At 73.9% G+C, this 11,478-nt stretch carries 6 protein-coding genes; all 6 read right to left on the reverse strand.

Annotated elements, in window-relative coordinates:
- Nucleotides 1–51 precede the first annotated feature (51 nt).
- The 6 genes from OHV05_RS15985 to OHV05_RS16010 all read right to left on the reverse strand — a co-directional run bounded on the left by OHV05_RS15985 (nucleotide 52) and on the right by OHV05_RS16010 (nucleotide 11,420).
- On the reverse strand, nucleotides 52–1,638 hold the full coding sequence (locus tag OHV05_RS15985; RefSeq protein WP_405018273.1) for an alpha/beta hydrolase: 1,587 nt from the start codon (nucleotides 1,636–1,638) through the stop codon (nucleotides 52–54).
- Nucleotides 1,639–1,719: 81 nt separating this feature from the next.
- Nucleotides 1,720–2,787, reverse strand: coding sequence for a hypothetical protein (locus tag OHV05_RS15990; RefSeq protein WP_405018274.1), 1,068 nt, complete (start codon nucleotides 2,785–2,787; stop codon nucleotides 1,720–1,722).
- A gap of 178 nt (nucleotides 2,788–2,965) precedes the next feature.
- Nucleotides 2,966–4,174, reverse strand: a complete 1,209-nt coding sequence (locus tag OHV05_RS15995; RefSeq protein ID WP_403037958.1) for a DNA polymerase III subunit delta' — start codon at nucleotides 4,172–4,174, stop codon at nucleotides 2,966–2,968.
- Nucleotides 4,175–4,532: 358 nt separating this feature from the next.
- Complete coding sequence (tmk, locus tag OHV05_RS16000; RefSeq protein WP_405018275.1) at nucleotides 4,533–7,607, reverse strand: dTMP kinase; 3,075 nt, start codon at nucleotides 7,605–7,607, stop codon at nucleotides 4,533–4,535.
- Nucleotides 7,608–7,755: 148 nt separating this feature from the next.
- Nucleotides 7,756–10,614 (reverse strand): type I DNA topoisomerase, encoded by a 2,859-nt coding sequence (gene topA / locus OHV05_RS16005; protein WP_405018276.1) that lies wholly within the window; start codon nucleotides 10,612–10,614, stop codon nucleotides 7,756–7,758.
- Nucleotides 10,615–10,964: 350 nt separating this feature from the next.
- Nucleotides 10,965–11,420: a DUF3592 domain-containing protein gene (locus tag OHV05_RS16010; RefSeq protein ID WP_405018277.1), complete on the reverse strand. Its 456-nt coding sequence runs from the start codon at nucleotides 11,418–11,420 to the stop codon at nucleotides 10,965–10,967.
- Nucleotides 11,421–11,478: the final 58 nt, after the last annotated feature.

Here is an 11,478-nt window from a genome sequence, read left to right on the forward strand (position 1 = left end):
GGGTGCAGGTGGGCAGACATCGTACCCACCGGGCCGAAGATCGTACTTCCATTACTTCGCGCAGCTGGTCCCCGCCGCCGGGGCGTCGCCGCCGAGCAGGTAGCGGTTGACCGCGCCGTCGACGCAGGTGTTGTGGCGCCCGTACGCGGTGTGGCCGTCGCCGTCGTAGCTGAGCAGCCGGCCGGACTCCAGCTGGCCGGCCAGGGACTGGGCCCAGGCGTACGGGGTGGCCGGGTCGCGGGTGGTGCCGACCACCACGATCGGGGCGGCCCCGGCGGCGCGGACGGTGTGTGCGGCCCCGGTCGGCTTGACCGGCCAGTACCCGCAGGCCAGCGCCATCCAGGCCATGTCCCGCCCGAAGTGCCTGGACGCCTGCTCGAACTCCGGCACCGCCGCCGCGGCCTCCGCCGGGGAGGCGAACGGGGCGGGCAGGTCGAGGCAGTTCACGGCCATGTTGGCGTACATCAGGTTGGGGTAGCTGCCGTCGGCGCCCCGGTCGTAGTACTGGTCGGAGAGCTTGAGCAGCGCCGTGCCGTCGCCCGCCTTGGCGGTGGTCAGTGCGGTGCGCAGCTGCGGCCAGAGGAACTCCGCGTACATCGCGTGGATCACGCCTGTGGTGGCCTGGGCCTCGGTCAGCTTCCGGCTCGACTCGGTGGGCAGCGCGGCGCCGTCGATCCGCTTGAACAGGGCGTCCAGCTGCTGGTCGATCGCCTGCTCGTCGCCGCCGAGCGGGCAGTCGTCGCGCTTGGCGCAGTCCTTGGCGAAGGCGGCCCAGGCCACGTCGAAGCCGCCGGCCTGGGTCTTGTTGCCCGCGCGGGCGTCCAGCGACGGGTCCATCGCGCCGTCCAGCACCATCCGGCCGACCCGGGACGGGAACAGACCCGCGTAGGTGGCGCCGAGGAAGGTGCCGTAGGACTTGCCCAGGTAGCTGAGCTTCTGGTCGCCGAGCAGGGCCCGCAGCACGTCCAGGTCGCGGGCCGACTCGACGGTGCTGACGTGGCCGAGGAAGGCACCCGCCCGCTGCTTGCAGCCCGCCGCGAACTCCTGGTCCACCGCCACCAGGGCGTCGATCTCCGACTGGTCGTCAGGGGTGATGTCGGCGGCGGTGTACGCGTCCATCCGGTCGCCGCTCAGACAGGTCACCGGCGAGCTCCGGCCCACCCCGCGCGGGTCCAGGCCGACCAGGTCGTACGCTCCCCGGACCTCCGGGTCGTAGCCCTTGGCGACGCCCTCGACGTACTCGACGGCCGAGCCGCCCGGGCCGCCGGGATTGAGCAGCAGCGAGCCCAGCCGGGGCTTGCCGCCGGTGGCGCGCTTGCGGGCCGCGGTCAGCAGCAGGTCGCCGCCGGCCGGGGCCGCGTAGTCCAGCGGCACCTTGAAGGTGGTGCACTCGAACTCGCCGTCGCAGCTCTTCCAGTCGAGCTTCTGCGCGTAGTACGGGGCGAGCGCGGCCGGGATCTCGGCGGGCAGCGGCTCCAGCGGGGTGACCCCGGCGGCCGGGGTCACCGGGGCGTGGTCCGAGGACGGCGCGGAGGAGACGGTCTGACCGGGCGTCGAGCCGCCGGAGGTACAGGCCCCGAGCAGCAGCGCGGCGGCCAGGGCGGCGGGCACGAGGCGGGACGGCCGGACAGCTCGCATGGGGGCTTCTCTCTGCGCTCGGTACCAAGGGTGCGTCGAGCGTAGCGGCCCAGCGTGGTCCAGCCGGTACGGATCAAGGTCTCAGCCGGTGCGGGTCAGGCTCTCGGCCAGGTACTGGGCCGCCACCCGGACCAGCCGCAGCCGCTCCCGGTCCGGCGCGAAGTCCTGCACCACGTCGGAGATCCGGACGTTCGCCTTGGCGGCCCGGCCGCCGCCGTCGTGCAGGGCGGTCTGCAGCTTGCGGGCCGCGGCCAGCCCGTCCGCGTCGTTCTTCGCGGCCGCCAGCAGCAGCTTGGCGGCGGTCCCCTCCGGGGCCTCGGCCCCGGTGCCCGCCAGCGCGGTGGCGTCGTACCGGCCGGAGACGGCGGCCGCCGCCCCGTACAGGTCGGGCCTGGAGAGCCCGGCGGCGGCCGCGCAGGCCGCGCCGCCCTCGATGCCCAGCACACCCCAACTGCCGGGCCCCGCCGGGAGGGTACGGAACGCGGCGGCCACCGCCGTGCGCAGCGCCTGGTCGTCGGTGATCGCCTGCGGGGCGGCGGCGACCAGCTCGCAGGGGTGCTCGGTGCCGTTCGGCGCCTCGGGCGCGACCACCACGAACGGCCGGGCCCGGCCCAGCTTCACCGCCGAGGCGATGCCCTCGAAGACGTCCGGCACCTCGGCGTCGGCGGTCCGCCGGGCGGTGCCCGCGTGCAGCACCACGACCGGGAACCTGGCCTGCTGGTCGGCCTTGTACCGCTCCGGCAACCAGACCCGTACGGTGCGCGGCCGCCCGTCCGGACCGGCCACCGCACCCTCCAGCAGCTCACCCCCGGCCGGCTTGCCGATCACGTCGAACCGGGTGACCACCGGCGGGAGTTCGGGCGAAGGACTGGCCAGCGGCGGGGCCGCCGGACGCTCGGCCGGGACAGCGGCGGCCCGGGCCGGGTGAGCGCCCCGGCCGTCCAGCGCGACCGCCACGGTGAGCGCGGTCACACACATTCCGCACAGTACCGCGCCACCCGCACGGATCAGCAACGGGCGTTGCTCGGCGACCAGTTCGTACGTCTGCGCGGACTTCAGGTCGCGCCAGCGCACCAGCGCGGCCCGGGTCAGCCAGAAACCGACGACCAGGGCCAGCACCAGCGGGACGACCAGGAGCGGACGGGGCATGGGACGCACCACCTCGGGAGACCGAACGCGAACGGCCCGGCCTTCGGGGCCGCAGACCACGGTGTACTCGGTCCACAGCGTGCAAGACGGAACGGCGGACGGTCGCGCGGCTCCCGGGGCGGGTGCCGGATTCACTCGAAAGAAGGAGGTGACGCAGCGTCAACTGCCGCTCCGCAGGTCAGCCCGCGCGGAGCGCCACCGTCATCGCCTCGACCGCCAGCAGCGGATCGACGTTCCGGTCCAGCGCGCGACGGCAGGCCAGCACCGCCTCGATCCGGCGCAGCGTGTTCTCCGCCGTGCTCTGACCGGCCACCCGGCCGAGCGCCTGCCGCTGGTCCTCGTTGGCGAGCGCGCCGCCCGCGCCGAACTGGAGCGCCAGCACGTCCCGGTAGAAGCCGAGCAGGTCGAGCAGCGCGACGCCGAGCGTCTCCCGCCTGGTCCGGGTGGCCCGGCTCTTCTGCCGCTTCTCCAGGTCCTTGACCGCGCCCGCCATCCCGCGCGGCGCCCGGCTGCCCTCGGTCGCGCCGTACGCGGCCCGCAGGTCACCGGTCTCCTTGGCGTCCTGGGTCTCGGCGAGCGCCTCGGCGTCGGCCTTCGCGGTGTCCACCAGCCGCTGCGCGGCGGCCAGGCAGCCCCCGATGTCGGCCACCTCCAACGGGATCCGCAGCACGTCCAGCCGCCGGGCCCTGGCCTGGTCGTCCACCGCCAGCCGCCGGGCCCGGTCCACGTCGCCCTGCCCGGCCAGCGCGGCCACCCGGGCGGTCTCCGGCTCCACCCCGTCCCGGCGCACCAGCATGTCCGCCACCGCCTCGGCGGCGGGCGTCCGCAGCACCAGCAGCCGGCAGCGCGAACGGATGGTGGGCAGCACGTCCTGCACCGACGGCGCGCAGAGCAGCCAGACCGTCCGCGGGGACGGCTCCTCCACCCCCTTGAGCAGCGCGTTGGCCGCCGACTCGGTCAGGCGGTGCGCGGCGTCCACCAGGATCACCGACCAGCGGCCGCCGGTCGGGTAGCTGGACGCGCGCATCACCAGCTCGCGCATGTCACCCACACCGATGGACAGCCCGTCGGTCCGGACGTACTTCACGTCGGCGTGGCTGCCCGCGAGCACCGTGTGGCAGCCGTCGCAGAAGCCGCACCCCGGGACGCCGCCCAGGTCGAGGTCCGGGCTGGTGCACTGGAGAGCCGCCGCGAACGCCCGCGCGGCGGTGACCTGGCCCGCCCCCGGGGGGCCGGTGAACAGCCAGGCGTGCGTCATCAGCGAAGCGTTCCCCGCCGGGACCCCGGCCGACCGGCCCGCCACCACCGTCGCGCGGGCCGCCCCGGCGGCCGCCGTCAGCTGCTCGACCACCCGATCCTGGCCGACCAGGTCGTCCCACACACTCACGCCGCACTCCCACCACTCGTCCCAGCCCGAGCCTAACCCTCCGGGCGGACACCCTCCGGACACCTGCAGCCGCCTACCGTCCAGGGGCTCGGGCTCTGCTGATGTGCGGCTCCGCCGCGTGGGCGACGCCGACCTTTTGGCACGTGGTGCACCACCAGGGGCTCGGGGAACTGCGACGCCGACCTCGAAAAAGGTCACGCATGCGTAAGCGGTCAGGCACTTTCGCAGTGACCCGCACGCCAGACCTCCTCGCCCACGCGGCGGAGCCGCACATCAGCAGAGCCCCGAGCCCCTGGGTAGTCGACCGCTGAGCGCCTGCCGACAGTGCAGCCCCGAGCCGCTGGACCGTGCCGAAGGCTCAGCTGCGGCGCTTCCGCGGCTTCTCGTCCGGCCCCGGCTCGTCCGTCTGCCACTGGGCCCACTCCTCGCGGGAGCCCAGCAGGGTGTCCGTCAGGCTCGGCAGGTCGTCCATCGGGGTCTCCTCCGCCCAGGACGGCCGCGGCCGCGGTTCGACCACCGGCATCTCCCGGGTGGACTCGACCGGCGACTCCGGAGCCTTGGCCGCCTTCGGGGCCTTCGGCGCCTCGTCCCGGAACAGCCCCGGGGGCACCTTGTCCGCCACCGGGTCGGCCTTCAGCCCGACCTTCGGCAGGACCGCCGTCTCGTCCGCCGCCGGCACCTTGGGCAGCACCGCCGTCTCGTCGGCCGGCACCGGCTTCCGGATCTCCCTGGTGCTCTCGTCGGCGCCCGGCGCCGACAGCTCCATCGTCGTGGTGCTCTCCGAAGCCGAGGCCGACCCCGCAGCCGCAGCCGCAGCCGCGACCCGCGCCGCCTCCGCCCGCTGCAACGCCTCCTCCGCCCGGCGCCGCTGCTCGGCCCGCTGGAGCTCGCGCTGCCGGTGCAGCTCCTCCTGGGCCGCCGCCTCGGCGGCCAGCCGCTCCCGCTCGGCCAGCTCGACCTTGAGCCGCTCCGCCTCCTCGGCAGCCCGGACCGCCGCCAGCTCGGCCTGCCGGGCCGCCTCGGCCTCGGCCAGCACCCGGGCCTCCTCCGCCGCCTTGGCGGCGGCCTCGGCGGCCAGCCGCTCGGCCTCGACCCGGGCCAGCCGGTCCTTCTCGGCCTGCTCGGCGCGGAGCTCCTCCAGCAGTTCCAGCCGCTTGCGCTCGGCCTCCTCGGCCTCGGCCTTCAGCCGGGCCGCCTCGGCGGCGCGCCGGGCGGCCTCCTCGCGGGCCAGCCGGTCCTGCTCGACCTGCGCGGCCTTCTCCTGCGAGGAGAGCGGCAGCTCGCGGTCCAGCCGGTGCCGGACGGCAGTGGTGACGGCGGCGGCGGTCTGGCTGCCGTCCACCACCAGGTAGCGCGCGGGGTCGGCCGCGGCCAGCGCGAGGAACCCGGCGCGCACCCGGGCGTGGAACTCGGTCGGCTCGGACTCCAGCCGGTCGAGCGCCTCGGTGAAACGCTCGCGCGCCGCCTCCGGCGCGACGTCCAGCACCACGGTCAGATCGGGGACCAGCCCGCCGGTGGCCCAGCGCGAGATCCGGGCCACCTCGGTGGCGGCCAGGTCGCGACCCGCGCCCTGGTAGGCGATCGAGGAGTCCATGTACCGGTCGGTGATCACCACCGCACCGCGCTCCAGCGCGGGGCGGATCACGTTCTCGACGTGCTCGGCCCGGTCGGCCGCGTAGATCAGGGCCTCGGCCCGGTGCGAGAGCCCGGTGTTGCCGACGTCCAGCACCAGCGCGCGCAGCCGCTGCCCGATCGGGCTGCCGCCGGGCTCGCGGGTGACCACGACCTCGTGGCCCTTGCTGCGGATCCACTCGGCCAGTGCGTTCGCCTGGGTGGACTTGCCGGCGCCGTCGCCGCCCTCCAGGGCGATGAAGAAGCCGGTCCCGCCGACCCGGTGCGGCGCCACCGCGTCGGCGCCCCGGAGCGAACGGATCAGCTCGCGGCCGAACGGGACGTCGCCCCGCTGGTCGTCGGTCTTCAGCAGCACCACGGCGGCCAGCACCAGGGTGAGCAGCCCGGCCGTGCCGATCGCCAGCGCGGCGCCGTCGTGGATGAAGGTGAAGCTCCCGGTGGTGGCCCGGCCGAAGGCGACCTCGCCGTACCCGGCGGCCAGCAGCGGCATCAGCACCACCGAGGCGCCGACCACCACCCGCAGCACCGCGTACAGGTGCTCGGTGACCCGGGGCAGCCGGAGTTCCTCGACCTCCTGGGCGAGCAGCGTCCGGGCGGTACCGATCACCACTCCGGCGGCCACCCCGGCGAGCGTGGTGAGCAGCAGCACCAGGACGAAGTCCAGCACCAGGCCGGCCAGGATCAGCGCCACGCCCTCGCTGATCAGGGCGAGCGCCAGCAGGCGGCGGCGGGACAGCGAGGGGAGCAGCGGACGGGTGATCCGGACGCCGATCGCGGGGGCACCGGCGGCGGCCAGCACCACCAGGCCGAAGCCGATCGGACCGGCCCGGTGGTCCACGGCGGTCAGCAGGCCGAGCACCGAGACGCCCGCCATCGCCGCGTAGGCGGCGGCGACCGAGAAGGTGAAGTACGGGGCCGAGCCGGTCCGGCCCTTGCGCAGCGCCGGGCCCGGGGTGGCGTCGGTCGGGGCCCGCAGGCCCTGCAACGGGGAGCGCGGCCCGCCGAAGGCGCCGGTCGGCAGCTCCTGAAGGTAGGTCAGCACCGCCGAGGCGGCGAGCAGCAGGGCGGCGCCGACACCGGCGGTGGTGAACTGATGCGTCCTCAGCCAGTCCGAACCGAGCGCCGCGAAGACGTTGTTGAGCAGGGTCAGCCCGACCAGCAGCGCCCCGGCCAGCGGCACGGTGGCCCAGCCGGTGCGCTGGTCGACGGTCCGGACCGTCTCCAGGTTCGAGGCGGACGGCCGCTGCTCCCCCTGCGGGGCGTACGGGTCGGCGGCGGGCAGCAGACCGGGCACGGCCGCGTCCTTGGCCACCAACCAGATCCGCTCAGCCGCACCGGTCAGGAAGGCGGTGCCGAGCAGTACCCAGGTGGCCGAACCGGTCGACCAGCCGAGCCACCAGGGCGCCAGACCGATCAGAACCGCGCGGAAAACGTCGGCACCGAGCATCGTCCAGCGCCGGTCCAGTCGCCCGCCGAACAGACTGTGCACCGGACCGAGCAGCGCCGCGCCGAACACCAGGGTGGCCAGCAGCCGGGCCGCCAGCACGGCGGCGACCGCCAGCGCCTGGCCCCGGTAGCCGTGCCCGAACTGGCCGCCGACCAGCGCCGCGACCCAGGTCAGGCCGATCAGCACCAGCAGACCGAGCCGGTCGCCGGCACCGCCGACGAGCTGGGTGACCCAGAGCCGCCGGTACGGGCGCAGCCGCAGCAGCGCCCCGGCCCGCTCACCGGGTGTCCCGGCCGGCCGCACCCGGGACAGGTCGGCGGTGCTCGTCGGGGTGGGCTGCTCCTCGCTCGTCATACCGTCAGCGTAGCGGTCGACGCCTGCGGCCAAAGGGGGGAAGGCCCTCCGGATGCCCGGTCATGACGGGGTTGTGACACACCGAGGGCCCGTGCCGTGGCACGGGCCCTCGGTTCCGACCGGCCGACCTCGCGGTCCGCCGACCGGGTCAGCTCTCGTCCGGAGCCGCCGTCTTCTTCGCCGCGACCTTCTTGGCGGCGGTCTTCTTGACCGTGGTCGCCTTCTTGGCCGTGGTGGTCTTCTTCGCGGCGGTCTTCTTGGCCGTCGCCGTCTTGGCGGGTGCGGCCTTCTTGGCCGGGGCCTTCTTCGCCACGGCCTTCTTCGCCACGGCCTTCTTCTTCACCGGTCCGCGGGCCCGCTTCTCGGCCAGCAGCTCGTAGCCGCGCTCGGGCGTGATGGCCTCGACGTCGTCGTCCTTGCGGAGCGTCGCGTTCGTCTCACCATCGGTCACGTACGGTCCGAAACGACCGTCCTTGACCACCACCGGTCGCTCGCTGACCGGGTCGTTGCCGAGCTCCTTGAGCGGCGGCGCGGCGGCGGCCCGCCCGCGCTGCTTGGGCTGGGCGTAGATGGCCAGGGCCTCCTCGAGGGTGACCGTGAACATCTGCTCCTCGTCGGTCAGCGACCGCGAGTCGGTGCCCTTCTTGAGGTACGGGCCGTACCGGCCGTTCTGCGCGGTGATCTCCACGCCCTCGGCGTCGGTGCCGACCACCCGGGGCAGCGAGAGCAGCCGCAGCGCGTCCGCCAGCGTGACGGTGTCCAGCGACATCGTCTTGAGGAGCGACGCGGTGCGCGGCTTGACCGCGTTCTTGCCGGTCTTCGGGGTGCCCTCGGGCAGGATCTCGGTGACGTACGGGCCGTACCGGCCGTCCTTGGCCACCAGCTGGTTGCCGGACTCCGGGTCCTGGCCCAGCTCGAAGTCGCCGCTGGGCTTGGCCAGCAGCTCCTCGGCCAGCTCGACGGTCAGCTCGTCCGGCGGCATCTCGTCCGGCACGTCGGCGCGCTGGCCGGGCTCGCCCTCGACCTGGGACGCCTTCTCCACGTACGGGCCGTACCGGCCCACCCGCAGGGTGATCTCGTCGTTCAGCGGGAACGAGCTGATCTCCCGGGCGTCGATCGCCCCCAGGTCGGTGACCAGTTCCTTCAGGCCGCCGAGGTGGTCGCCGTCGCCGTTGCCGGCCTCGGCCGCGCCGCCCTCGGCCGCGCCCTCGACGCCGCCGAAGTAGAACCGCTTGAGCCACGGCACGGACTGCGCCTCACCGGCGGCGATCCGGTCGAGGTCGTCCTCCATCCGGGCGGTGAAGTCGTAGTCGACCAGCCGGCCGAAGTGCTTCTCCAGCAGGTTCACCACGGCGAACGACAGGAAGGACGGGACGAGCGCGGTGCCCTTCTTGAAGACGTACTTCCGGTTGATGATCGTGTCGATGATCGACGCGTACGTCGACGGACGGCCGATCTCCCGGTCCTCCAGCTCCTTGACCAGCGAGGCCTCGGTGTACCGGGCCGGCGGCTTGGTGGAGTGGCCCTCGGGGTTGAGCTGCTCGGCGGCCAGCGGGTCGCCCTCGGTGACCTGGGGCAGCCGGCGCTCGCGGTCGTCCAGCTCGGCGTTCGGGTCGTCGGCGCCCTCGACGTACGCCTTCAGGAAGCCGTGGAAGGTGATGATCTTGCCGGAGGCGGAGAACTCCACGTCCTGCCCGGTGGCGGCCCGGCCGCCGACCTTGACCGTCACCGACTGGCCGACCGCGTCCTTCATCTGGGAGGCGACGGTGCGCATCCAGATCAGCTCGTAGAGCCGGAACTCGTCGCTGCTCAGCCCGGTCTCGGCCGGGGTGCGGAAGCGGTCGCCGGAGGGCCGGATGGCCTCGTGCGCCTCCTGGGCGTTCTTGACCTTGCTGGCGTAGGTGCGCGGCGCGTCCGGCAGGTAGTCGGCCCCGTAGAGCTGGGTGACCTGGACCCGGGCGGCGGTGATCGCGGTCTCCGACAGCGTGGTGGAGTCGGTACGCATATAGGTGATGAAGCCGTTCTCGTACAGCTTCTGGGCCACCTGCATGGTCCGCTTGGCACCGAAGCCCAGCTTGCGGCTGGCCTCCTGCTGGAGCGTGGTGGTGCGGAACGGGGCGTACGGCGAACGGCGGTACGGCTTGGACTCGACACTGCGGACGCTGAACGCGGTCTGCTCCAGGGCGGCGGCCAGCGCGCGGGCGGCCGTCTCGTCCAGGTGCAGGGTGCTGGCGCTCTTGATCTTGCCGTCCGAGCCGAAGTCCCGACCGCTGGCGATCCGCTTGCCGTCCACGGTGGACAGCCGGGCGCCGAAGCTCTCCGGGTTCGCCGCGTCGGCGGCCGTCCGGCCGGTGCCGAAGGTGCCGGTCAGGTCCCAGTACGAGGCGGTGCGGAAGGCGATCCGCTCACGCTCGCGCTCGACCACCAGGCGGGTCGCGACGGACTGCACCCGGCCGGCCGAGAGCTTCGGCATGACCTTCTTCCACAGCACCGGCGAGACCTCGTAGCCGTACAGGCGGTCGAGGATGCGGCGGGTCTCCTGGGCGTCCACCAGGCGCTGGTTCAGCTCGCGCGGGTTGGCGACGGCCTCCTGGATGGCGGCCTTGGTGATCTCGTGGAAGACCATCCGCTTGACCGGCACCTTGGGCTTGAGCACTTCCTGCAGGTGCCACGCGATGGCCTCGCCCTCGCGGTCCTCATCGGTGGCGAGGAAGAGCTCGTCGGACTCCTTGAGCAGGGCCTTGAGCTTGGAGACCTGGGACTTCTTGTCCGCGTTCACCACGTAGATCGGGGCGAAGTCGTGGTCGACGTCGACACCCAGCCGGCGGACCTCGCCGGTGTACTGGTCGGGGACCTCGGCGGCCGTGCCGGGCAGGTCGCGGATGTGCCCGACGCTGGCCTCGACGATGTAGCCGGGGCCCAGGTAGCCCTTGATCGTCTTCGCCTTGGCCGGCGACTCGACAATGACGAGTCGCTTGCCGTGCGCGGTCTCGCTGCTCGGGGACACCTTCGCTCTTCTCTCCCGGTCGTTATGTCTGCTGGCGGCGCGGCCGTGGACCGGTGGCGTTCGACCCGCCCCCGACCCTCGTCTACTGCTCGTGGTCCTCGCCCGAGGCTGCCACTGTGCGACGGCCCCACCAGCGGAGTGTGACCGTACCCTGGCCACCCTTGTCAAACGAACGGATCGCACTTTTTCACCGGCAAGGCCGACCGACGCCACTCGAACGGTAACCCGATGATGCGTGTTCGTGCCGCGCGGACGGGATTCCGGGGTGTCCCGGAAGCCGATTCCGGTCGTCCCCGACCGGTCGGCCGGGTGGCGCCGGCGCCGACCGCCCGACCTGCCTGGCCAGCCCTCTAACGGGCCAGGACGGTGCCGAGCAGGCTCAGCCCGCCGGCCAGCGCGCTGGTGCCGAGCAGCGCCCAGAACACGTCACCGGGCACCGCCGAGGCGGCGTCCGGCGCGGCCAGCACCACGCGACCCGGCCGCTCTGCGTCGTATGCGACCGGAACGGTCACGCCCGGACGCAGCCGGGACGGCCGGCGCAGCGGGGTGTGCCCGCGCGGCCTGGCCAGCATCGCGCCGCCGTCCTCGGTCGGGAAGGACAGCAGCGGCGCGCTGTCCAGCTCACCGGAGGTGTCCCCGTAGGACTCGCCGTACGGATCGCGGTCGGCGATCACCCGCGCGGTGGCGGGGACGCCGTGCCGGCGCAGGTGGTGGCGAAGGCGCAGTTCGACGGCGCACCAGAGCAGCAGGGCGCCACCGAAGCACGTGAGTACCACCCCTGCGGCCACCGCCGTCGGCGTCTCCATCGCGCTCCCCCACCCGTTCCGCTGTCCACAGCCCGTGGACAGCGAGCGTGGCAGGCCG

This window comes from Kitasatospora sp. NBC_00070, assembly GCF_045041205.1.
Lineage (GTDB): Bacteria > Actinomycetota > Actinomycetes > Streptomycetales > Streptomycetaceae > Kitasatospora.

Bases quoted from the DNA above. Each gene is read 5' to 3' on its own strand.
- OHV05_RS15985 (WP_405018273.1), bottom strand. From the start codon at position 1,638: ATGCGAGCTGTCCGGCCGTCCCGCCTCGTGCCCGCCGCCCTGGCCGCC.
- tmk (WP_405018275.1), bottom strand. From the start codon at position 7,607: ATGACGAGCGAGGAGCAGCCCACCCCGACGAGCACCGCCGACCTGTCC.
- OHV05_RS16010 (WP_405018277.1), bottom strand. From the start codon at position 11,420: ATGGAGACGCCGACGGCGGTGGCCGCAGGGGTGGTACTCACGTGCTTC.
- OHV05_RS15990 (WP_405018274.1), bottom strand. From the start codon at position 2,787: ATGCCCCGTCCGCTCCTGGTCGTCCCGCTGGTGCTGGCCCTGGTCGTC.